This window comes from Bradyrhizobium frederickii (genome assembly GCF_004570865.1).
Taxonomy (GTDB): Bacteria; Pseudomonadota; Alphaproteobacteria; order Rhizobiales; family Xanthobacteraceae; genus Bradyrhizobium; species Bradyrhizobium frederickii.
This window is the reverse complement of record NZ_SPQS01000012.1, coordinates 12167-33469: the sequence shown is the minus strand read 5'-3', so window position 1 is coordinate 33469 and position 21303 is coordinate 12167. Positions and strand designations below refer to the sequence as shown.

31 protein-coding genes and 1 pseudogene are annotated in these 21303 nt (G+C 65.2%); 21 read left to right on the top strand and 11 right to left on the bottom strand.

The window, feature by feature from the left end:
- Positions 1 to 194 precede the first annotated feature (194 nt).
- Entirely contained in the window at positions 195 to 380 is a 186-nt protein-coding gene (locus tag E4K64_RS21355; RefSeq protein WP_126258353.1) for a hypothetical protein, read from the top strand.
- Positions 381 to 401: 21 nt separating this feature from the next.
- Here the strand turns inward: E4K64_RS21355 and E4K64_RS21350 are convergent, their stop codons facing one another.
- Both E4K64_RS21350 and E4K64_RS21345 read right to left on the bottom strand, forming a co-directional pair.
- Positions 402 to 647: a hypothetical protein gene (locus tag E4K64_RS21350; protein WP_135165293.1), complete on the bottom strand. Its 246-nt coding sequence runs from the start codon at positions 645 to 647 to the stop codon at positions 402 to 404.
- A gap of 126 nt (positions 648 to 773) precedes the next feature.
- Positions 774 to 1163, bottom strand: coding sequence for a hypothetical protein (locus E4K64_RS21345; protein WP_135165292.1), 390 nt, complete (start codon positions 1161 to 1163; stop codon positions 774 to 776).
- A 131-nt stretch (positions 1164 to 1294) separates the two neighbouring features.
- Here E4K64_RS21345 and E4K64_RS21340 point away from each other — a divergent pair, with 131 nt between their 5' ends.
- Complete coding sequence (locus E4K64_RS21340; RefSeq protein ID WP_135165291.1) at positions 1295 to 2080, top strand: SDR family NAD(P)-dependent oxidoreductase; 786 nt, start codon at positions 1295 to 1297, stop codon at positions 2078 to 2080.
- Here E4K64_RS21340 and E4K64_RS21335 read toward each other — a convergent pair whose 3' ends face one another.
- The gene (locus E4K64_RS21335; protein WP_135165290.1) at positions 2081 to 2311 is read right to left on the bottom strand and encodes a DUF6894 family protein; all 231 of its coding nucleotides are present in this window, start codon (positions 2309 to 2311) and stop codon (positions 2081 to 2083) included.
- A 375-nt stretch (positions 2312 to 2686) separates the two neighbouring features.
- The gene (locus tag E4K64_RS21330; protein ID WP_135165289.1) at positions 2687 to 3742 is read right to left on the bottom strand and encodes a hypothetical protein; all 1056 of its coding nucleotides are present in this window, start codon (positions 3740 to 3742) and stop codon (positions 2687 to 2689) included.
- Between the two features lie 365 nt (positions 3743 to 4107).
- On the opposite strand from E4K64_RS21330, the gene E4K64_RS21325 reads away from it, so the two are divergent.
- The gene (locus tag E4K64_RS21325; RefSeq protein ID WP_167772166.1) at positions 4108 to 4704 is read left to right on the top strand and encodes a L,D-transpeptidase; all 597 of its coding nucleotides are present in this window, start codon (positions 4108 to 4110) and stop codon (positions 4702 to 4704) included.
- A gap of 51 nt (positions 4705 to 4755) precedes the next feature.
- Here E4K64_RS21325 and E4K64_RS21320 read toward each other — a convergent pair whose 3' ends face one another.
- Together E4K64_RS21320 and E4K64_RS21315 are read right to left on the bottom strand one after the other, a co-directional pair.
- On the bottom strand, positions 4756 to 5187 hold the full coding sequence (locus E4K64_RS21320; protein ID WP_135165287.1) for a COG4315 family predicted lipoprotein: 432 nt from the start codon (positions 5185 to 5187) through the stop codon (positions 4756 to 4758).
- Positions 5188 to 5306: 119 nt separating this feature from the next.
- On the bottom strand, positions 5307 to 5771 hold the full coding sequence (locus E4K64_RS21315; RefSeq protein WP_135165286.1) for a MarR family winged helix-turn-helix transcriptional regulator: 465 nt from the start codon (positions 5769 to 5771) through the stop codon (positions 5307 to 5309).
- Positions 5772 to 5875: 104 nt separating this feature from the next.
- Here E4K64_RS21315 and E4K64_RS21310 point away from each other — a divergent pair, with 104 nt between their 5' ends.
- From E4K64_RS21310 to E4K64_RS21290, 5 genes are all read left to right on the top strand, one after another.
- Positions 5876 to 7795 (top strand): FAD-binding monooxygenase, encoded by a 1920-nt coding sequence (locus E4K64_RS21310; RefSeq protein ID WP_167772165.1) that lies wholly within the window; start codon positions 5876 to 5878, stop codon positions 7793 to 7795.
- 155 nt (positions 7796 to 7950) lie between these two features.
- Positions 7951 to 9003, top strand: a complete 1053-nt coding sequence (locus E4K64_RS21305; protein WP_135165284.1) for an SH3 domain-containing protein — start codon at positions 7951 to 7953, stop codon at positions 9001 to 9003.
- 170 nt (positions 9004 to 9173) lie between these two features.
- Positions 9174 to 9452 (top strand): hypothetical protein, encoded by a 279-nt coding sequence (locus tag E4K64_RS21300; RefSeq protein WP_167772164.1) that lies wholly within the window; start codon positions 9174 to 9176, stop codon positions 9450 to 9452.
- Positions 9453 to 9813: 361 nt separating this feature from the next.
- A complete protein-coding gene (locus E4K64_RS21295) occupies positions 9814 to 9993 on the top strand; it encodes a hypothetical protein (RefSeq protein ID WP_135165282.1) in 180 nt (59 codons plus the stop codon).
- A 71-nt stretch (positions 9994 to 10064) separates the two neighbouring features.
- The gene (locus tag E4K64_RS21290; RefSeq protein WP_135165447.1) at positions 10065 to 10385 is read left to right on the top strand and encodes a hypothetical protein; all 321 of its coding nucleotides are present in this window, start codon (positions 10065 to 10067) and stop codon (positions 10383 to 10385) included.
- A gap of 25 nt (positions 10386 to 10410) precedes the next feature.
- Here E4K64_RS21290 and E4K64_RS21285 read toward each other — a convergent pair whose 3' ends face one another.
- Complete coding sequence (locus tag E4K64_RS21285; protein WP_126258341.1) at positions 10411 to 10755, bottom strand: DMT family transporter; 345 nt, start codon at positions 10753 to 10755, stop codon at positions 10411 to 10413.
- Positions 10756 to 10961: 206 nt separating this feature from the next.
- The gene (locus E4K64_RS21280) at positions 10962 to 11627 is read right to left on the bottom strand and encodes an O-methyltransferase (protein ID WP_135165281.1); all 666 of its coding nucleotides are present in this window, start codon (positions 11625 to 11627) and stop codon (positions 10962 to 10964) included.
- A gap of 96 nt (positions 11628 to 11723) precedes the next feature.
- Between E4K64_RS21280 and E4K64_RS21275 the strand changes: the two genes are divergently transcribed.
- Positions 11724 to 12356, top strand: coding sequence for a TetR/AcrR family transcriptional regulator (locus tag E4K64_RS21275; RefSeq protein WP_135165280.1), 633 nt, complete (start codon positions 11724 to 11726; stop codon positions 12354 to 12356).
- Between the two features lie 58 nt (positions 12357 to 12414).
- The gene (gene pdxY, locus E4K64_RS21270; protein WP_135165279.1) at positions 12415 to 13233 is read left to right on the top strand and encodes a pyridoxal kinase; all 819 of its coding nucleotides are present in this window, start codon (positions 12415 to 12417) and stop codon (positions 13231 to 13233) included.
- 4 nt (positions 13234 to 13237) lie between these two features.
- On the opposite strand, the gene E4K64_RS21265 is transcribed toward pdxY, so the two are convergent.
- Positions 13238 to 14542 carry a hypothetical protein gene (locus tag E4K64_RS21265; protein WP_135165278.1) on the bottom strand — a complete coding sequence of 435 codons (1305 nt, stop codon included), beginning with the start codon at positions 14540 to 14542 and terminating at the stop codon, positions 13238 to 13240.
- A 258-nt stretch (positions 14543 to 14800) separates the two neighbouring features.
- Between E4K64_RS21265 and E4K64_RS21260 the strand changes: the two genes are divergently transcribed.
- Positions 14801 to 15004: a hypothetical protein gene (locus tag E4K64_RS21260; RefSeq protein WP_126258336.1), complete on the top strand. Its 204-nt coding sequence runs from the start codon at positions 14801 to 14803 to the stop codon at positions 15002 to 15004.
- A gap of 171 nt (positions 15005 to 15175) precedes the next feature.
- Complete coding sequence (locus E4K64_RS21255) at positions 15176 to 15430, top strand: hypothetical protein (RefSeq protein WP_135165277.1); 255 nt, start codon at positions 15176 to 15178, stop codon at positions 15428 to 15430.
- 68 nt (positions 15431 to 15498) lie between these two features.
- On the opposite strand, the gene E4K64_RS21250 is transcribed toward E4K64_RS21255, so the two are convergent.
- Together E4K64_RS21250 and E4K64_RS40470 are read right to left on the bottom strand one after the other, a co-directional pair.
- Entirely contained in the window at positions 15499 to 15849 is a 351-nt protein-coding gene (locus E4K64_RS21250; protein ID WP_135165276.1) for a zinc ribbon domain-containing protein YjdM, read from the bottom strand.
- A gap of 110 nt (positions 15850 to 15959) precedes the next feature.
- Positions 15960 to 16133, bottom strand: a complete 174-nt coding sequence (locus E4K64_RS40470; protein WP_164718698.1) for a hypothetical protein — start codon at positions 16131 to 16133, stop codon at positions 15960 to 15962.
- A gap of 165 nt (positions 16134 to 16298) precedes the next feature.
- Here E4K64_RS40470 and E4K64_RS21245 point away from each other — a divergent pair, with 165 nt between their 5' ends.
- The 9 genes and pseudogenes from E4K64_RS21245 (at position 16299) to E4K64_RS21205 (ending at position 21290) form a co-directional block, all read left to right on the top strand.
- Positions 16299 to 16751 carry a pyridoxamine 5'-phosphate oxidase family protein gene (locus E4K64_RS21245; protein WP_135165275.1) on the top strand — a complete coding sequence of 151 codons (453 nt, stop codon included), beginning with the start codon at positions 16299 to 16301 and terminating at the stop codon, positions 16749 to 16751.
- 125 nt (positions 16752 to 16876) lie between these two features.
- Positions 16877 to 17236, top strand: coding sequence for a c-type cytochrome (locus E4K64_RS21240; RefSeq protein ID WP_135165274.1), 360 nt, complete (start codon positions 16877 to 16879; stop codon positions 17234 to 17236).
- A 416-nt stretch (positions 17237 to 17652) separates the two neighbouring features.
- Complete coding sequence (locus E4K64_RS21235; RefSeq protein WP_135165273.1) at positions 17653 to 18057, top strand: VOC family protein; 405 nt, start codon at positions 17653 to 17655, stop codon at positions 18055 to 18057.
- 105 nt (positions 18058 to 18162) lie between these two features.
- Positions 18163 to 18837, top strand: a complete 675-nt coding sequence (locus E4K64_RS21230; RefSeq protein WP_135165272.1) for a cell envelope biogenesis protein TolA — start codon at positions 18163 to 18165, stop codon at positions 18835 to 18837.
- A 172-nt stretch (positions 18838 to 19009) separates the two neighbouring features.
- Complete coding sequence (locus E4K64_RS21225; protein WP_135165271.1) at positions 19010 to 19291, top strand: hypothetical protein; 282 nt, start codon at positions 19010 to 19012, stop codon at positions 19289 to 19291.
- A gap of 524 nt (positions 19292 to 19815) precedes the next feature.
- Entirely contained in the window at positions 19816 to 20121 is a 306-nt protein-coding gene (locus E4K64_RS21220) for a GlsB/YeaQ/YmgE family stress response membrane protein (protein ID WP_135165270.1), read from the top strand.
- A gap of 68 nt (positions 20122 to 20189) precedes the next feature.
- Positions 20190 to 20402: pseudogene (locus tag E4K64_RS21215) on the top strand (hypothetical protein); the annotation flags it as partial.
- A 122-nt stretch (positions 20403 to 20524) separates the two neighbouring features.
- Entirely contained in the window at positions 20525 to 20953 is a 429-nt protein-coding gene (locus tag E4K64_RS21210; protein ID WP_135165269.1) for a MerR family transcriptional regulator, read from the top strand.
- The gene (locus tag E4K64_RS21205; protein ID WP_135165268.1) at positions 20889 to 21290 is read left to right on the top strand and encodes a carboxymuconolactone decarboxylase family protein; all 402 of its coding nucleotides are present in this window, start codon (positions 20889 to 20891) and stop codon (positions 21288 to 21290) included. The genes E4K64_RS21210 and E4K64_RS21205 overlap by 65 nt, the downstream gene beginning before the upstream one ends.
- The last annotated feature ends 13 nt before the right edge of the window (positions 21291 to 21303 follow it).

The following is a 21303-nucleotide window of genomic DNA, read 5'->3' as shown; positions in this document are numbered from 1 at the left end:
GACGAGCCATTTGGGGTGGGTGAGAAGGCGGTCCGCTGGGCATAGCGGGCCGCCTTTGTCGTTCGCGTCACTCAGGCGCCCAAGCCTGCCGATGTGATCGGCGGCGGGCGGAACGGGGCCTGCGGCCAAATCGTTACCGAAAACCGCGGAGAGCCAAGCCAGGTCCCCGCGGTTTCGTCAGACGGAGAGCGCCCATGATGTCCGAGGTCCAGGTCCATACCGTTGCACGGCAGATGCTCGAACAGCACGGTTTTGCTGCGATCGCGAAGGCCGCCGAGCAGGCCCAGGCCTGCGAGAGCCGCGGCGAGGGCGATGAGGCCAGGGAGTGGCGTCACATCGCCGACGCCATGAAGATCATGCGTGGGCCTCACCAGAGCTGACCGCCGCAGCAGCAAGCCGCGTCAACGGCCGTCGCGCTCGGTTCCCTGCGATTGGGATCGGCGGGTCTGCGACTGGCTGCGGTCCCCTGCTTCCTTGCAAGGGAGCGGCTCCCAGGTCCCGTCAGGCGCCTGCTGATACGCGCTGCAACCGGAAGAGGGCGAATTGCCCTCGGCTTTCTGGCTGTTTGAATTCTTCGCCAGCACAGGGCCGGTGAGCACCGTGGCGGCCGCGAGCGTGCCGGCGAAAACGAAATGGATCATCCGCATGAGAGGTTCCTGTTCGAATTCGAAGAGGCCCCGCATGCTTTCCAGAATTGTGACAATTGTTGGCCGACGGAAAATCTCGCGGCCGCGTGCTTAACGCCGCGAAAACCGGCCTGCTAGCCGCCCTTGCTAGCCGCCCTTGGCGCGGATCAGGCCGGCGAGGTTGGTCTTCTGGGCCTCGCACCAACTGGGCATGCCGAGGCGGCGCTGGTTGAGATCGGTCGCCTGGGTCGCCACCGCGACCTCGGCCATCAAATCGTCATCCTGCTTCTCGCCCATCTTGCCGCCGGTGTGCATCCAGGCGATCGCCTTGCGCACCTTCTCGGTGGTGCCCTCGGGCAGGTGCATTTGCTGTGCCTTCTCGACGAGGTCCTGGTAGACGACGTCGGTGCCCGGGCATTCGACCTTGGCGGCGAAGGCCTGCAGGACCATCGTCACATAGGTTGAGCGCGGATGGTCCTCGGCTTGGGCCGGAGCGGCGATCAACAACAGGCCAGCCATCACGAAACCGTAGCGCATCCTTGGTATCTCCTCCGATTTTTTGCAGAGGCTAGCGTCCGGCGAGCGGCTCGGCAATGGTGGGGCTGCGAATTTGTCGCTTCGCCCCGCGGTGCGCTATCGTGGCCCGCATCCCGGCCTCGGAGAGCGACATGAGCCTGTTCAGCACGCCGTTCGATCCCACCCGTGACGCGGCGCTCGTGACTGGCGCCGGCAACGGCATCGGCCGCGCCATCGCGCAGGCTCTGGTCGGCGAGGGCGTCCGGACCGTGTTTGCCGACGTCGATGCCGAGCGGGTGAGTGCTGCGATCGGCGCCAGCCCGCGGCCCGAACTCGCCGTGCCCTGGGTCGGCGATCTCGCCGAGCTGGACGCATGCGAGGCGCTGCTCGAAGCGGCGAAGGCGGCATTGGGCGAGATCACGCATTTCGTCCACAGCGCATCGCCGCCGCGGCGCGAGGCCGATCATGCGCTCGCGGTCGATCGCAGAACCTGGCAGCAGATGCACGCTGTCAATCTCGACGCCGGCTTTCATCTGGCGCGCGAACTCGCAAAGCGCCTGATCGCGGCGAAGCGGCCGGGCTCGTTCCTGTTGCTTACCTCGCTGCATGCGGGCACGCCGCGCAACCTGCCGCATTATTCCACGGCGAAGGCAGGGATGGCGATGCTGGTGAAGGAATTGGCCAAGACGTTCGGCCGCTACGGCATCCGCGTCAATGCGCTGGTGCCTGGTGCGATCGCGGCCGGCGGGTTCGTTGCGGATCCCGCGCTGGCGCGGCACATTCCGCTCGGACGTCTCGGCGAGGCCAACGACCTCGCACCGATGGCGCTCACGGTGCTGTCGAACAAGCTGTCCGGCTATGTCACCGGCGCGGCCTTCGTCGTCGACGGCGGACTGGCGCTGACGAACTGGTTCGAGCCGCCGGCGCTCGACGAATGATCAGCGGCGCCAGGCCGGCACCGGATCGAGCGGCGTGCGATAGAGCTCGTTGTGATCGCGATCGGTGACGCGCACCGCGCAACCCCTCTGCTGCAGCTCCGGCTTCACCTGCGACAGCTCGCATGCGAGTTGATCGGCGCGATCGGAGGCGACCTCGATGTCCTCGAGAATGATTCCGCCCTGGTTCCTGAACTCTTCACCAACCACAAGATCGAAGGAGTAGTAAGGCATCCGAATTCCCCGATGTGACGACCCGACTTTGAAAACAAGTCTTCAATGGAAGTCTCGACACGTCCAGGATGGTACCACTGAGTCGATATCTATCGAATGAGAAGGTCGCGCAATCTCTGTGCTTATGGCGCAGAAATGATGTGCAGCCCGCAGGGCCATTAAGAATTTATTAAATACGCGAAGCAATCATAAGGCATGGAATTGCAGCAGAACCGGGCTCCGGGAACCGGCAGCTGCAAGAGAAGGCCGCCGGCATAGATCCCGACGGCCTTTTCTCTCTTGAGCGGGAAACATCCTTTCCCGTAGTTGCCCGGACTCAACGCATCATATCGACTCGGACAGCGTGCGCCTTGTCGCCATGTGGATTGCGCGCGTCTAACGCAACGGCATCGGCGGACGCACGACGGGTCCGTCGTCATCGGCAACCGCCTGGGTCGTGGCGGCCGGCGGCGGCGGGACGGCTGAGGCCTGCGACGACGGCGGGGCAGGCGCGAGCGGCGGGGGCGAATAAGCCGGCATGTAGGTGTGCGACACGACCGGCTGCGGCTTGCGAACCGTGGGCGGCGCCGGAGGTTTCGGCGGCAGCGCGGCTGCGCGTGTGCGCGGATCGACCGGCTTGGCGTTGGCCACCGGTTTCGGCGCGGGCGGCTTCGCCATCTCGCGCGCCATCTGCTCCTGTCCAGCCTTCAGTTCGGCGATGTTGGCCTTGAGCTGCTCGATCTGCTGCGCCATCGCAGCGAGGTCGCGCGTCATCGATTGCACCGACTGCGCTGCATCGGAAGCTGTTGCCGCAGGCGCGGCCGCTGCAACTTGCGCCACAGGCGGCGTAGCCGATTGATCGGTGGCTCGATCGGTTGCCATTTGCGCTGCGGGCGGGGCAGCTTGCTCCGCAGGCGCCGCGGCCTGCGCGGGGGCGACCGGCGCGGTCGGCGATGTCGAGGGCAGCAGCGACGTCAGCGACGCCAGCGACGTTAAAGCAGGCGTCCATTCGGCGAGCTGCTGTTTGGCTGTATCGCCGTGCTTCTCCCAGGCGATGGTGGCAGCCGCGCTTCCTCCCGCAAACAGAAACGTGACGAACGCACCGCGCAGCCACTTGCGCACCGCGGATCGCTTCGGCCGGACATGATCGTCGCTCGCCGCGACGCGTACGGCCGTGTCGATCGCGGGCGGCGGCGCCGCCGGCGGCTCCGAGACAGGAGCGAATCTAGGCTCCAGGGAGCGTTTGGGCTCCAGCGAGATTTTGGGCGGCGGGGCGAATTTCGGTTCCGGACGGGGCGTGATGTCAGGCGCCAACGCGGGTGCAACGCTTGCGGGGCGCGAGGCCAGCACGATGTCGGGCGCAATCTGAATCGCGTCGTGCGGATCGTTGTCCTTGACCGTGTCCTTCACGATCTCATCGACGATTTGCTTGGGGTTCAGCGTCGCGAGCATCGCAGCTCCTTTGAAGCCCAGGCGTTGTAGCCCGGGTGTTAAGTCGTGGTCGCTCGCATTGGCGCGAGCCGATCTGTTGAGGGGAGCCCATCCAAATCCGATGAGCCCGGCCGATGACGCACGAGTCCAGCCGGGTTTGACCAAAGCAAGGCGAGGGGATGGAGATGATGCGACGTCTCCCGCCGTTTGTGGTCATGGAACCCAATTTGTCGAACACGGGCACGTGTTCCCCTCTGCCTTTTTTTCAGCACGATTTTGGCAACATCTGGCGGGGCTGGGGGTGCTGCTATCCGCTACAGGGGCCGGCGGTGCCAAGATCTTTAATCGCTTTATTCGCTATCGCCTTGCTGCCGCTGGGCGGCTGCATGCAGACGACGTTGTCACCGTCGACCGATGCAAGCATGACGCCGCGCGACCGGCAGCTGCTCGCGCATACGCCTTATGCGCAGGCGAATGTGCCCGAGCAATATCTCCGTCACATCGTCGACTATCACCGCAAGGAGCAGCCCGGCACCATCCTCGTCGATACCGACGCGCGCTATCTCTATTACGTGCTGCCCGACGGCAAGGCGATCCGTTACGGCGTTGCGGTCGGCGAGGAAGCCATGGCCTTCTCAGGCGTCGCGCGGGTCGGCCGCCTGGCGGAATGGCCGGACTGGGTTCCGACGGCAGATATCCAGGCGCGGCTCGGACCGTATCCGGCGCGCGTTCCCGGTGGCCCCGCCAATCCGCTGGGCGCGCGGGGCATCTATCTCTATGTCGGCAACAAGGACACGCTCTATCGCATCCACGGCACCAACCAGCCCGAATATATCGGGCAGGCGATCTCGTCCGGCTGCATCCGGATGCGCAATGAGGACGTGATCGACCTGTACGACCGGGTGAAGCTCAATTCGATGGTCGTGGTGCTCCCGCCCGGACAGAGTGCGCGGGCAGAGACGGGCGGTGGCTGGCGGGGCTAACAGAGCTTACGCGCTCTGACCTTCACATGCCTGGGCTGACCGCATCGCGCTTTAGTTTTCAGGCCGCGCGATCCGCCATTGCAGCGTCGTGGCATTGCCGTTGGCGTCGCCGGGCGCCTTGTCGGCGGGCGAGGTGTAGAGCGGACGATAGCGGTACGCCCACATCCTGCTGCCGTCGTTGCGGCTGATCACGGTGAAGTCGCCGATCGCCTTGGCGTCGGCCGTTGCGGGCAGCGGCACCCAGCTCTCGGTGCACTTGCCGTTGCAGTTCGATGTCTTTCCGGTGGTGTCGCGCTCGTAGTAATAGAGCGTCATACCCTTGAGATCGACGAGCTTGGGGCCCTGCTTGGTGATGACCACCTTCGCCGGCGCCGTCGTCGCCTCGGGCTTCGGCGGAGGAGGGTCGCCGCCGCCATGGCCGTTCGCGAACGCATGGCCGGTCGAGAGCGCGATGGCCGCGGCCGCGATGAGACACCTGAACATGCAAAACCCCCGACCTGCAAAGTTAATCGCGCGTTAAGCGCTGAACGGGGCCGACCGTAGCAGCCGAAGGTTAGTTCCTGGTTTCGTTGCACCGTGCCAATTGTCGATACGCTACCCGATCAGGCCTGCACGTCCCGGAGCGGCGCGCGGCTCAGATCGTTGCCGGCGGCAATCGCCTTGCGCAGCAGCCGCATCAGCTCCTCGCCCTCTTTCGCGCTGAGGCCGCGCAGCATGATGCGCTGGGCTGATTCCACCGCCGGTGTGATCTTGCGCAGCGTGCGCCGGCCCTCGTCGGTGATCACGAGCTCGCGGGCCCGGCGGTCGCGGCTGGAGGCACGGCGCTCGGCAAGGCCCTTCTGCACGAGGCGGTCGATCACGCCGGTGATGGTGGTGCGGTCATAGGCGATCAGTCCTGCGAGCGTCACCTGGTCGAGCCCCGGATTGGCCTTGATGGTCGCGAGCGCGGCGTATTGCACCGGCGTCAGGTCGAAGCCGGCATCCTCGACCTCGGCCAGGAACACCGCGACCGCGATCTGCTGGAACCGGCGCGCCAGATGCCCGGGCATGTCGTTGTTGTCTTTCACCGAATTCTTCTCCTGGGACAGCGACGGTACGGCTCGTTGACAAGCATACTGATAGTCAGCATACTGAGCAATATTCAAACAGAACGTTGCCGGGAGAGGTGCTCATGCAATTCCATCTCAATGGATTTCAGCCGGGCGATCCCGAGATTGCCGATCCCGCCGACCGCGTTCAGGCTTCCGGCGCAGTGGGCGCGGTGCCTGATGAGGTCGATGTCCTCATCGTCGGCTGCGGGCCGGCCGGCCTCACGCTCGCCGCGCAGCTCGCGCAATTCCCCGACATCAAGACCTGCATCGTCGAGCAGAAGCCCGACCGCCTGCTGGTCGGGCAGGCCGACGGCATCGCCTGCCGCACCATGGAGATGTTTCATGCCTACGGCTTCAGCGAGCGCGTGCTGAAGGAGGCCTATTGGGTCAACGAGACCACGTTCTGGAAGCCGGACGAACGGCGACCCGACACCATCGTCCGCAGCGGCCGGGTGCAGGACGTCGAGGACGGGTTGTCCGAATTCCCGCACGTCATCCTCAACCAGGCGCGCATCCATGACGGCTTTCTCGACATCATGCGCAAATCGCCGGCCAAGCTCGAACCCTTTTACAGCCGCCGTCTTCTCGACCTCCAGGTCGATCCGGCCGCGCGTCCCGGCGATCATGCCGTGACCGTGCGCCTCGAACGCGTCGATGCCGCGAACGAGGGCAAGGTCGAGACCATCAAGGCGCGCTATGTCGTCGGCTGCGACGGCGCGCGCAGCACGGTGCGCAAGTCGATCGGGCGCGAGCTGCACGGCGATTCCGCCAACCACGCCTGGGGTGTGATGGACGTGCTGGCGGTGACGGATTTTCCGGACATCCGCTTCAAGTCGCTGATCCAGTCGGCGAAGGACGGCAGCCTGCTGATAATTCCGCGCGAAGGCGGCTACATGGTCCGCATCTATGTCGAACTCGCCAAGCTCGAGGTCGGCGAGCGCGTCGCGAGCCGCAACATCACCGCCGACGACGTGATCGCCAAGGCGCAGCGGATCCTGAAGCCGCATACGCTGGAGGTGAAGGAGATCGCCTGGTGGTCGGTCTACGAGATCGGTCAGCGCCTCACCGATAAGTTCGACGACGTGCCGGACGCGGAGATCGCAACGCGCCTGCCGCGCATCTTCATTGCCGGCGATGCCTGCCACACCCACAGCCCGAAGGCGGGGCAGGGCATGAACGTCTCGATGCAGGACGCCTTCAATCTCGGCTGGAAGCTCGCGGCCGTCATGCGGAAGCAGTGCGCCCCACAGCTGCTGCATTCCTATTCGGCCGAGCGCCAGGCCGTCGCCAAGGAGCTGATCGATTTCGACCGCGAATGGGCGGGCATTCTTGCCTCCGCCAAGGCCGGCGGCGCCGATGCAGCCAGGACCCAGGACTATTTCGTCCGGCACGGCCGCTACACCGCGGGCACGGCGACGCATTATAGGCCCTCGCTCCTCACCGGCGCGGCGTCGCATCAGCACCTCGCGCAAGGCCTCGTCATCGGTAAGCGCTTCCATTCCGCGCCGGTGATTCGGCTGGCTGACGCAAAGCCGGTCCATCTCGGTCACGCCGGGCAGGCCGACGGCCGTTTCCGGATCTATGCGTTTTCTCCCGCGGAAGATCCTGCCGCCACAGGCTCGGCCATTCGCGCGCTCTGCAATTTCCTCGCCGAGGCCAGGGAGTCGCCGGTCAGGCGCTATACGCGGGGCGGCGCCGACGTCGACAGCGTGATCGATCTGCGCGCGGTGTTTCAGCAAAACCATCGTGAGCTCGCCGTCGAGGCAATGCCGCCGCTGCTGCTCCCGCGAAAAGGCCGTTACGGCTTGCTCGACTACGAGAAGATGTTCTGCCCGGACCTCAAGAGCGGCCACGACGTTTTCGCCATGCGCGGCATCGATCGGAAAGCCGGTTGCATGGTCGTGGTGAGGCCGGACCAATATGTCGCGAACGTGCTGCCGCTCGACGACTTTGCCGGGCTTGCATCGTACTTCGACGCCTTCATGCTGCAGGTCAACTGACGGTCCGGCAGGTCGCTTGCGCATTGCGCCGATGAACGGCGAATGAATATTGAACCGCGCGCCGTCTGCGTTTCAATCTTTTGACGGATGCGCCCCTCGCGCACGGAACGCCCGTTCCGCCAGCGCGTTCCGACTCGAAAGAGGAGGAACACGCCATGAAGTTCAAGACCGTTTTGATTGCCGCATTGCTGCTCGCGCCAACGGCCGCACTGGCCGCGCCGGGCATCGTCACCGTCTCGACCGGCCTGCGCGCCGGGCCGGGCGCGGGCTTTCCCCTCGTCGATCGCATCCCCGGCGGCGCCCGCGTCAACATCCATGGCTGCCTGCGCGGCAATGCCTGGTGCGACGTCAGCTTCTCCGACGATCGCGGCTGGGTCTCGTCGCAATATCTCGAATATCTCTATCGCAACCACTACGTCTATCTGCCCGACTACGCCGATGTGATCGATGTGCCCGTCGTCCCCTTCGTGCTGACCTCGTACTGGTCGAGCTATTATTCGGGACGTCCCTGGTATCGTCGTCACGCCTATTGGAATAGCTACTGGAGTTCGCACCAGAGCATCGCGACCCGGATGACGCTTGATCCGCGCGCGGCTCGCATCGGTCGCGCGGCGACGCGCGATGCGGCGGTTGCTCTGGAACGGGAAGGCGTGCGGGGCAAGGGCGCCGCGATCTCCGGACGTAACGCCGCGAACGCGCGGCCCGACGCCGCGATCGCCACGCGCGACGCCGCCATCGCGAAGCGCGACACCGCGATTACGAAACGCGACGCTGCGACCACGAGACGTGACGCTCCGATCACGAAACGTGACGCGGCTGTTGCCGCCGACCGGACGCGTGCCGGACGGAGCGAGCGCATCGCGCATGAGCGGACCAATGTGCAGGCTCGCAATCCGCGCGATGCCCAGGCCCGCATGATGCACGAACGGGCCGCCAGCCCCGCTGCGGTGCGTACCCAGCCGATGGGCCGCGCGCATGAAGCGCCGCGTGTCTCCGCCGCACCTGCTGCGAGACCCGCGACGCCGCATGTCGCGCAGCCGAACGTGAGCCACGGCGCGCCAATGAATGCCCGGGCGCAGATGCCGGCGCCCCGTGCCGCTGCTCCTGCAATGCCGCACGGCGGTGGCGGCGCTCCGCACGTCAATGCCGCGCCTCGCGGCGGCGGTGCCCAGGCCGGCGGCCCTGGCGGCGGCCACCAGAAGCACTAGGAAGCCCTAAGGAAAGCCCGGCCCTCGCGCCGGGCTTTCTGCTGGATTCATCCGGGTTCCCTGCGCGTACAATTTAAGAAAGTTCTTCGCGGGCAGATTTCATCGATCGTAAGATGTGTACCCAAAGATGCAAGCATCCACTCGGGGCAGCGGGGCACGGGAGGATGACGATGAGACAGAGCCAGGCGGAGACGCGCCGCCACAATGTCGCGAAGCGGTCGATGACCAAAGAGGCCAAGCAGCTGGCCAATCTGATTGCCGGACTGCGCGAATCCCTCGAAGGGATTCACAAGGAACGAATGAGCGCGAAACTCACCGGCGCCGAGATGGGCATGCTCGACGAGCGCCGTAACAATCTGCTGCTCACCATCGCAGCCCTCGACGACCGCCTCTCGGCGGTGCAGGGACTGATCGATCTCGGCCGTCCCCATATCATCCGCGTGCACTAAAGCGCGATGCGATTAGGATGAATCGTCATCGCGCTTTAGGTTGTTGTTCAAGCATGATCTTTTCGGAAAACCGCTGCGCACTTTTCCGGATCATCCTTTAGCGGAGCTCGAAGTTGGGACGCTCGGTTCCGTTGCAGCTGATGTGACGGACCGGCTCGCGGCGGCCGATTCAGCACGACATGAAGGTGGCCCCCCGGTGCCGTCGCAGGCGGGGCAAGCCTGCGACGCCAGCAGCCAATCGCGATGCCGGCCGCCGGCGCCGTGCCTGCGGATGGCACCAAATTGCCACGCTCCCGGCGAATTGCCGCCAAAGCCCGCTGCCACGAGGAGGCCGGGTGCAGGGCGAGCAAGGGGACGCGAATTGGCCTACAAGATGGTCGCAGAACGCGACAACGAAAAGTACAGTTTCGCCCGCGAGAGCCGGCTGCTCATCGTGGCGAAGGCAAGGGTGTGGGCGAGCGAAGGGTGGCGGGTCGTGATCACCGACCAGGACGGCAAGGCCTACGCGCCGCCCGAATTCGATCAGCTGTCGGCAGCCTGACCGACAGCTGCGCGAGGGGACGACATTTGACATCGCTGTTTGGACCGGGGCGCACGCGGATCGTGCCCCTGATAAGTCTTGCAGCCGTGGCCGTTTTGACGGCGACGGTCGCAGCCGCGCAAAACCTCGACGCCGGCAAGTCGCCCGCCAAGCTCTTCGCCGACGGCTGTACAACCTGCCATCGCAGTCCGCGCGGCCTTGCCAAGGGTCGCTTCACCCTGACGCTGTCCTGGTTCCTGAAGGACCATTACGCGACCAGCTCGGACTCGGCCAAGGTGCTCGCCGCCTATCTGGTATCGGTCGACGCGCCGCCGCCGGGCGCTGCGGCCAAGCCCGCGAAGAAGCCGGCGCGATCCATCCCGCATCAGCCCAAGCCGGTGCAGAGCCAGTAGCTCTGCGCGCCGCAGCTTTCCGAGATCAACGCACCGCACTCTCCGAGAACAGGTTGATGACCACGACCCCTGATACGATCAGGGCGATGCCGACGAAGGCTGCGGAGTCCAGTATCTGACGGAACAGCACGAAGGAGACGGTGGCGGTCAGGATGATGCCGACGCCGCCCCAGATCGCATAGGCGATGCTCAACGGAATGACCCGGATCGCGACCGACAGCGCATAGAACGAGGCGACGTAGAACATCACCATCGCCAGCGTCGGCCAGGGACGGGTGAACTGCGCGGACTGCTGCAGAAGCGCCGATGCGGTGACCTCGAACACGATGGCGAGGGCAAGGGCCGCGTAAGCATTGAGAGCGGAGGTCATGAGCCTCTCGGCGTGAGAGAGATACCGTAGGGCAGCCAAGCCAACCCCATGGACGGCTTTTTGCCGCGAGCAGATATCATGTGTGAGTGACGAACCTGCGACACCGATTGGAGCAAACGGGGCCCGAGGACCTGTGCTGAGGCATACGATGCCGCCGCGCGATCATGGTGCGGCGGCTCGGGATCCTGCGGTGCGTCGATCCAGCGCTAGCTGATCCGCACGGAGAGTTCGACGTCTTCGGCGAAGGGCGTCGACATGTAGCCGCTTCCGGGCCTGCGTACGCGCGCCAGATAGTCCGGGCTGTCGTCGGCATTGTCGGCGACGATGATCGCACCCGGTCCGAGGCGGTTTTCCAGCAGATCGAGGATATCCGGGTAGAGCGCCTTGGCGCCATCGAGCAGCACGAGATCAATCGTATCGGGCAGATCGGCTTGAAGCGTTGTCAGCGCGTCGCCCTCGCGGATTTCGACGAGATCGATCAAGCCGCCAGCCGAGAGGTTTTCTCGCGCCCGCGCCGCTTTGGACGACTCGAACTCGCTGGTGATGAGGCGGCCGCCACCATTGTCGCGCAAGCCTGCGGCAAGGTGCAGCGTCGAGATGCCGAACGATGTGCCGAACTCGACGATCGTCCGCGCGCCGGAGCTGCGCGTCAGCATGTAGAGCAGTGTTCCGGTCTCGCGCGAGACCGCGAGCGGGACGTCCTTCAGGCGTCCGTAGAGGGCGCGGTAATCGGTCTTGCTCCGCATCATCCGCGCCCGGTCTGCCTCGGACAAATCGGCGACGGCGGCTCGCGTTGCGCCGCTTGCTGCCTCGGCCTCGTCGAACAGGCGATCCAGCAGCGGCGCAAGCGATGTGATGATTGGGGTGGTCATTCGAGGTCTCCAGGGGTGAGGAAGAGCGCGTGCTTGCGCGCCGGGTGAAATACGACTAATTCGTCGCATTTCCTATTCGCATTCACCGGGCACACCATGGCCGATCGTCGAAGCCGTTCAGTTTCCTCACGAAAACAGCCGCAACAGGCCCGCTCGACCGGCTTGGTCACGGCCATTCTCGATGCCGCTGTTCAGGTCCTGGCAAAGGAGGGCGCGCAGCGTTTCACCACGGCGCGGGTGGCGGAGCGCGCCGGGGTGAGCGTCGGCTCGCTCTATCAATATTTTCCCAACAAGGCCGCGATCCTGTTCCGTCTCCAGAGCGACGAGTGGCGGCGCACCAGCGAGCTGCTGCGCGGCATCCTGGCGGACCGGACGAAGCCGCCGCCGGCGCGGCTACGCGCGCTGGTCCATGCCTTCATCCGCTCCGAGTGCGAGGAGGCCGCAATCCGCATCGCGCTCAACGATGCCGCGCCGCTCTATCGCGACGCGCCGGAGGCGCACGACGCTCGGGCCGCGGGGGAGGGGATCATCGCGGCGTTCATGCGGGAAGCGCTGCCGAAAGCCTCCGCGGCCGCACGCGAGCTTGCTGGCGAGCTGATCAAGACGACGCTGAGTGAGGTCGGCAAGCGGTTTTCGGAGACGCCGCGCAGCGCCGCCGAGATCGCGCGTTATGCCGACGGGCTGGCTGACATGTTCTGTGCTTATCTCGGGGAATTGACACGGCGCTGAAGTTTGAGATCCGGGGCGCCTGTTGCATCGCCTGACGTTTGTCCGTACGGACCTTTTCATGCTCGTCATCTCCATTCAAAGCCAGGTTGTCCACGGCCATGTCGGCAACAGCGCGGCCGCCTACGCCATGCAGGCGGAGGGCGTGAACGTTGCGGCGGTGCCGACGACGCTGCTGTCCAACCATCCGCGCTATCCGAGCCTGCGCGGCCGCGTGCTGGAGACCGAGCTCGTCGCCGATCTCCTGAAGGGTGTCGAGGAGCGCGGGCTGGTCGACGAGGCGGCCGTGCTCGTGACCGGCTATCTCGGCTCGCCGGGCAATGCCGCCGTGATCGCCGATTTCGTCGAGCGGGCGCTGACGCGGAATGCGAAGCTTGTCTATCTCTGCGATCCCGTGATCGGCGATGACGGCCGCGTCTATGTCGCCGACGGCATTTTGGACGTGGTCCGGCACCGGCTGCTGCCGGCGGCAAACCTGACGACGCCAAACCAGTTCGAGCTCGAGCTGCTCTCAGGTCTCACGATCGCGGATGCGCAGGGCCTGCGCACGGCGTGTGCGGCGCTGGCGGGGACCGGCCGCATCGACGTCGTCGCGACCGGCTGCACGCTCGCCGACACGGCGGCAGGGCAGGTGGAGACGATCCTGTGTGCCGGCGGGCAATTGTCGCGCTTTGCAACGCAGCGCCTGCCAATCCGCCCTTACGGCACCGGCGATCTCCTCACCGGCCTGATCGCAGCACATCTGGCCAGGGGCCAGGCGACGGAGGCCGCGGTGCGGCTTGCGGTCGAAACCGTCTTTGCGGTGCTGGTGCGCACGCAGGACGCCGGCACGGCCGAGATGCGGCTGGTGCCGCTGCCGACGTCGGGACGCGCGCCGTAAGGCTTCAGGTCGCGCGCTTGCCGGTCGATTGCGCCGATTTCTGCGGCTGGGCCGGACTCTTCTGCTCGCGTGCGGCCTGAGCCTTTGGCGGCTTGGCCTGGGATGCGGCACGCACGGCCTTCCTGGACTTCACGCTGGCGACTTGCTTGCCGTCGCCGGTGCCGCGGCGCGAGATGTACTCCTGGCCGTCGATGGGGCCGACATGCGGCGGATCGCGGCCGAGGTAGGGCCGGCCGATGCCATACGCCTTGCCGTTGGCATCGACCCACTTCCACAGGATTTCGGTCGAGACCCAGCGCTGTGCCCGGTTAGTCCCTTGCGTGCTGACGATGTCGGCCGCCATGCCGTGGCCGTAGCCGCCGCGCGAGCTGCCGCCGTGATAGGACCGGTCGGAGGCCGCCTTCAGGCCGCTCGCGATCGACTGGCGATAATCGTCGCGGAACGCGCTGGTGATGCCGGGCGAGAGGCCGGCGGCCTCCGCGGCGAGCAGCGTGCGGAACAGCTTCCGCTTGAAGCTCTTGTCCATGCCGCCGATGACGTAATCCATCATCGACATGCCGGCGTGCTCGGCGGCCTTCGGATCCTTCCAGGTGAAGTCCTGATCGACCAGCTTGGTGAAGCTGCGCATCACCGTGACCGTCTTGCCCTTGCGCTTGATCGTGACCGCGCGCCGCTCCTGAACCTTGATCGTGTCTTCCTTGGCGGTGCGCTGATAGAGCGCCCAGAGATAGCGGTCGATACACGCATCCATGACGAAACATTCGTCGAGCACGGCGACGGTGTCGGCCGGCGGCGATGCCTTGCTCACGGGCGTGGCCGGGCCGCTGGCGATCGCCGCGGGGGACAGCGCGTCCGTCGTCACGATCTCGGTGGGATCGGCTGAGGCGAGCTTGACGGGCTCCGGCGCCGCGACCGGGGCAGCCTCGCCGACGACGGGCTCCGGTTCGGGCGAAATCTGCAACGCAGGCGGCGCCTCCACCGGCAGGATCAGTGCCGGATCGGCCGAGGCGAGCTTGATTGCGGGAGCGGGCGTCTCGGGCGCCGCTTCAGCGCTCGTGGGAGCCGGTGCCGCGGCCACGGCAGCCGCGATGTCGGCGGTCAAGGCGATGCCGTCCTCGATCGTCGCAGCGCGCGGCACGTCGGCGAGGTCGAGCCGGCCGAGATCCTTGGCGCGCGAGACGGCAGCCGCATTGGCACTGCTGTTCTCGATGAGGGCTGGGGCATAGGCGGAGAAGGAGAGCGCCAGCCAGCCGGCGAGCACGGCCGAGGGGCAGGTGACCGCCACCAGAAGAGACCGCCGATCGTTCATGATCCCTGCCTCCAAACGGTTCTGCCCGAACCCGTCTTGTCCGGACAGTCATGATGCAAACAGTCTGACGCAAACAGTCTTGCACGGAAAGGCACGCAGCGCGTCGATTGTTCGGGGGACGGTGTGGCAGCGCAATGGCGCAGATCGGCGAAAATCGGCTTTTCGCGGCAGTGTTGCTGGGGGGCAACGCGGGTTCCACAAAGCAGCTTGATCGCCGCGTCGCGGCAACTTTGTTGCGGCTCGCACGTTTGGTCGCCCATGACGCATGCCTCGCTTCGTCCCATGGACGCCTTCGATCCCACCGAACCCGCCATCCTGCACGACCGCCTCACCGACACGATCGTCACCTGGACTGCCGACCAAGCCGACGACTACAAGCGGGCCAGTCGACCGGGCGCCGATGGAACCGTGGCCTGGAAGAGCTATCTGTTTGATGGCTGGGGCAACGTGCTCGGTGGCTGAGCACTGTCTGCAAATGCGCTTTGTCGCGGCCGGCGTGATTCGGCCAAAGCGTTGGACACATTAAACATATTGCCATGCACCGCACGCGCTGTTGCAATGCAGCAGAGTATGTCGCAATGCAGCAAAGCCGGCCTAAATATGCTCCGACCTTCCTCTTCCGGAGCAGCACCAATGAACAAGAAGACTTTGTCGATCGCCGCCGCCATCCTGACGATCGCGGGCAGCACCGCGGCCTTTGCGGCCGAACTGCCGACTTACGAGACCAACGGATTTCCGGTCTCGCCCTTGCAGGTTCGCGTCCTCGGCGCCGCCCATGTCGAGCAACAGCTTGCTGCGCCGACCACGGTCGCCTCGGTCCACCAGACGAACGTCCTCAGCCCGCGCAAGCTGACGACCGCGAACGTCACCACGGGCGCTGCCCGCTGAGCGACATCGCGTGAAGCAGGTGGGTTCCGCGCAGAGGCGGGATCCACCGTCTCAGCTAACAGCCGCCGCTACGCCTTCCTCACGAACTCCGATTTCAAGTTCATCGCGCCGATGCCGTCGATCTTGCAGGCGATGTTGTGACCGTCGCTGGCGTCCTGGAGGCGGATGTTGCGCACCTTGGTGCCGCCCTTGACCACCGAGGATGAGCCCTTGATCTTGAGATCCTTGATCACGATGACGCTGTCGCCGTCAGCGAGCGCATTGCCGTTGGCATCGCGCACGCCGGCATCCGGCGCGGTCTCCGCGGCCGCCTCCACCGCCCCGCTCCATTCATGGCCGCATTCCGGGCAGACCCAGAGATCGCGGTCCTGATAGGCGTGCTCGGAGCTGCAGGCGGGGCATTTCATCGTGTCGGTCATGGCAAGTCTCGTCTAACCCTTTGCTCGTCTCACGTTCGCGGCGCGACCGTAGGGGCCGGGAACAGGAAAGCAAGGGAAAGCTGCCGGGGCCATCGGCCGCCGGTGCGATATCACCGAAACAGCGCAACGAAGATCACGTAGAGCCAACCGAGGATGCCGTGGATGATCGCCCACAGGATCGAATGGTTGTCGGCATAGGAGATCGCGATGGCGAGCGCCGAGCCGAAGCCGACGCCGTATTTCGCGCCCTCGACGCGAACGCCGTAATAGCGGTTGCCATTCATGGTGATGCCTCCTGACGTCGACTGAGCGCGAGCTTATGCATTCGCCTTGATCCTGGCGAGCGGCATGATCGATGAGGCATACTTGCGCGCGCGGGTTGAGCTGCGTCAACGGCATCGCGCGCAAGGGTCGTATCGTCTTCGGGCAATGACCACCGGAGACGTACGATGGACGACACTCTCAGACAAAAGATTCAGACCCTGCTGGACCAGCACCGCACGATGCGGATCGCAACCGTGCGCCCGGACGGCTGGCCGCAAGTGACGACGGTCGGCTACGCCAACGAAGGTTTCACCATCTACTTCCTCTGCGGCATCGACAGCCAGAAGGCGCAGAACCTGTCCCGCGACGACCGCGTGTCGCTGGCGATCGACGACGACCCGGCGCAGGTGATGGAGATCACCGGCGTGTCCATGGCGGCGCGGGCGGCGGCCGTGACCGACCCGACCGAAGCCGAGAAGGCGATCGCGCTGTTGATGGCGCGTTATCCCGAGCAGAAGGCCTCCGGCCTCCCGGTGCCGAAGCCTTCCGAGGTGCGGCTGATCCGTCTCACACCGACGGTGATCTCGCTGCTCGATTATTCCAAGGGATTCGGCCACACCGATCTCGTGGCGTGCTGAGGACGCGGGCGGCGGTTCCTGCGAAGACGAGCGCCCTGATCGGCTCCGTCCTTGACGCAGATCAACTTGGCCTTGCCTTGCAAATCTAGGCTGGGTCGATGATTCAATCGCGGTGAGGTTGGGCGATGTCGCATAGTGCTCGAATCCATCTCGGCCTCGCTCTTTTGATCGCGTTGTCGGTGCTGTTCCTGTTCAGCGTGATCCACACCGCCGCGGGCGCCCCGCGGTCCGGTCCCCGTGCGGTCGCCGAAGGGCATCGCCTGGCGCAGGAATGGTGCCAGACCTGTCACGCGGTAGAGCCGGGCATGGCCGGATGGTTCGACGATGCCCCGAGCTTCCAGGCCATCGCCGACCGCAGCGGCACCACCGCGCTGTCGCTCAAGGTGTTCTGGCGGACCAGTCACCAGAACATGCCCAACCTCGTGATCTCGCCGGAGCAGGCGGATGTGCTGTCGGCCTATATCCTCAGCCTCAGGGGCAGGTGAGCACCTCGCCAGCACGATTTCGCGAAAACAACCCCATGCACAGTAGAGGGGGGCTTGATAAGGCTCGCGTTTTCGGTTGGGGCGAAATTCTTTTTGAGGCGTCGGGCAAAACAGGCGCATCATGCAATGGTGCCGCCCGTCCGGTGACGAGGCGATCGCATCTGAGCGCGACGTGTGTGGCCATCCTTCGAGACGCCCGCTTGATGCGGGCTCCTCAGGATGAGGACGTTGCGTGGCGGCGGTCGCAACGGATGCCATGCCGCTTAGCCTCGTCCTGAGGAGGCGCGTAAGCGCCGTCTCGAAGGACGAGGCGCGCGGGCCGGCAGACGCTGCAGCGCGAACGTGCGGCATCATCCTGGATGACGCTGACGCGCCATCCAGCTAGGCTCGCGGCGCAAATGCGCAGCGAGTCCGACATGAGCTTCCTCCTCAACATCGACGTCCCCGATATCGAGCAAGCCACCAGCTTCTACACCGAGGCCTTTGGCCTCACGGTCGGCCGCCGCTTCGGCGCCGGCTTCGTCGAGCTGCTCGGCTGGCCGGCGCCGGTCTATCTCCTGACCAAGCAGGCCGGCACGGTGGGCGCCGGCGGCGACCGCCGCCGCTACGAACGGCACTGGACGCCGGTGCATGTCGACGTCGTGGTCGAGAATGTCGATGCGGCCGTCGAACGCGCGCTGCGCGCCGGCGCGATCCTGGAGGTGCCGGCGCGCGATGCGCCCTATGGCCGGATCGCGATGCTGGCCGATCCGTTCGGACACGGGTTCTGTCTGCTGGCGTTCAGCGAGAAGGGATACGATGCGTTGCTGGAGAGTTCGTAGTTCGTAGCCCGGATGAGCGAAGCGACATCCGGGAATTGCCTTCGGTGGGATGAGTCCCGGATATCGCTTCGCTCATCCGGGCTACGGGACGACAATCGGGGCGACATGCCAAAGCGAGCGAAAAGCAAACCGACACGGAAGCTGAAGACCTACCAGACCTCGCTCGGCTTCTACGACCAGGCCATCGCCGCGCCCTCGATGAAGGCGGCGCTTGAGGCCTGGGGCGCCAGCTCCAATCTGTTCCATCAGGGCGCCGCGAAGGAGACTGACGACCCCGACATCGTCGCGGCGACGCTGGCGAAGCCGGGGATCGTGCTGAGGCGCCCGGTCGGATCCGACGGGCCGTTCACCGAAAGCGCCGAGCTGCCCACCGATCTTGCCGAGGACGTTTCCAGGTCCAAGCGCAAACCCGGTAAGCGTCCGGCCAAGACAGCAAACAGGACCGCAAACAAGGCCGCCAAGTCCGCAAAGAAGCCGTCGCGCAAGCTCGACGAGCAGGCGGCCCGCAAGGCCGCCGCGGCGTTCGAGAAGGAGGAGCGGCGGCGCGAGGCCGCGCGCCACAAGGAGGAGGCCGCCCGCGCCAAAGAGCGCGCGCGCCGCGACAAGGCCGTCGGCGCAGCGGAAGCGGCGCTGGACAAAGCGAGGCGGGAGCACGAGGCGAAGGCGGAGGAGATCGAAGCCGCGCGAGCCGCGCTTGAGGAGCGCGCCGAGGCCGAAGAGACCCGCTGGGACAAGCAGCGGAAGACGCTGGAGCAAGCCCTGCGCCGCGCGCGTGAGTGATGCTGAGCAACAATCGCGCCTGCTGAAGCTGTTGCCGCGCATTCCGCCCTCATCCTGAGGAGCCCGCCCAAAGCGGGCGTCTCGAAGGATGGCCGCAGAAAACATCTCGCGCGAAATTTGCTTGCCTTGCCGAACATCCTTTTGCACTCTTCGCCGCGAAGGAGACCAACGCATGACAAAATTGACCGCCGCCTGCGCGCTCGGAACCGCCCTGGTGCTGTGCAGCCTTGCAACCTCCGGCGCCGAGGCGAAGACGCGCAAAGCCGTCGTCGTTCGCGCACCGCAAGAGCGGCTCATCGTCACGGCGCCCGTGCTGAGGCCGACGCCGTGGGATTACAACATCGTTCCGCGCTATCGCTATCGCCCCGAGGACGACAAGGTCGATCCCTACGGCCCGCCGCTGGTGCCGTCCTACGTGCGCTACGAGGGCTGGCGCTGGCCGTATTGGTGGTAGGTCACGACAATTGTAGGGTGGGCAAAGGCGCGCTTGCGCCGTGCCCACGGACTTTCTCCGACATGATCAAAGTCGTGGGCACGCTTCCGCCTTCGCTCTTCGAGCTACGGCGGACAAGTCGCTTTGCCCACCCTACGATCGATGCGTCGTTGTCGGAAACGCCGGCAAAAACCGGAAAAACGTGACGTTTGCGGTCTCATGTCCGGTGCGGGCCTGAAAAGAATCGACATATTCAAATATAAGTTGTGTGCGGAGGAACCGTTGGCTCTTGCACCTGTTGAGCCGATGATCCGGTGCGCAGCAGGATCGAACTTCCGATCCTGAATCCCTGCAGCGACAAAAAGACCGCATTCGCCTTGCTGGAGCGGCTCAGGCACGAGGCCTTTATCCTCCGTGCGTACCAACCGGAAACTGTCCGGACGGCGCGATTCCGGACGGCGCGATGCGGCAATGCGATTCAGATCGACCGCAGACTGGCTTGCTCAGACCCACCGTCATTCAGACCTAACGATTGAGGTAGAAAAATGCATATGTCGAGCGAAAGTCTCTTGGTCATCCTGTTTGTAGGTCTCGTCGCCGGCTGGCTGGCGGGCCAGATCGTCCGCGGCACCGGCTTTGGGATCGTCGGTGATATCATCGTCGGAATCCTCGGCGCGTTTGTCGGCACCTGGTTGTTGCCTCAGCTCGGCGTGCATCTTGGCAGCGGCATCATCAGCGCGATCGTCAACGCCACTATCGGCGCGGTGCTGCTGCTCCTGGTCGTCCGCCTGGTTCGCGGTGGCGGTGGCTGGGGAAGCAGCTGGCGCGGGAGCTGGGGCCGGCGCTGGTGACCCATGCTGAAGCAGCGACATCGCGCGCCGGCAAGACGCGGGCGCGCGGTGACCTCCGGATTGGTGCCATGCTAGACTTTTCAAATGCATCCTTTTCGCCTGAAACGATCGACGTCATGAAAGCTGCGCTGGACAGCGCGGTTGCGTCGCTGCCTGCGCCGGTCGGCTCCGCGCATGTTCAGGCGATCGCGGAATCGATCCTCCGCACCGCGAAGGAGGGCGAGCGGGACCCCGTTGTCCTGCAGCGCATGGCGTTGATGGAGCTTCAGATCTCGACGCGGTGTGATGCGGCCCCCGAACTTGAGTGCTGGCACACCAAGGCCAAGCCAAGCATTTTCCCTATTGACTTAGAGTGCGCTCTAACCGGTAGCTTCCCGTGCGTCGTGACGAAAGACGGGCGTTCATGAAGATTGGCGAACTGGCAAAGCGTTCGGGGCTGTCGACCTACACCATCCGATATTATGAGCGGATCGGGTTGCTCCCCCACGCTGACCGGGACCAATCGGGCCAACGCAATTACGACGCATCAATCCTGACCTGGATCGAATTTCTCGGGCGTCTCAAGACAACCGGAATGCCCATTCGGGACATGCTGCAATATGCAGCCTTGCGGGAGCGTGGCGTCGGCACGGAAGCGAAACGCCAGGCCTTGCTCGAACAGCACCGCGAACGTGTTCGCGCCCAATTGGCCGATCTGCAAGCCTGCCTTCTCGTCCTCGACAGCAAAATTGCCGGATACGCCGGCACCGACATGAGGATGAAGGACCATGACGCAGCAATCCCCGAGCGTCGGCGAAAGCCGGCTGGAACGCGGCAAGCGGGCGCTCGCTGAAATCGACGGAGAAGCCGGCCATAACGTCATTGCCGCGCTGGCGGATATCGCCCCCGATTTCGCCAACTACATTTTCGAGTTCTCATTCGGCGACATCTACAGCCGCCCCGGCCTCGACCTGCGCGCCCGTGAAATCGCGACTATCGCAGCGCTGACGGCGATGGGAACGGCGACGCCTCAACTGAAGGTCCATATCGAGGCCGGGCTGAATGTCGGGCTGACCAAGGAGGAGATCACCGAGGTCATCATGCAGATGGCCGTCTATGCGGGCTTCCCCGCGGCGCTCAACGGCCTGTTCGCCGCCAAGGAGGTCTTTGCTGCCCGGCGTTCGGGGTAAGCTCGTAGGATGG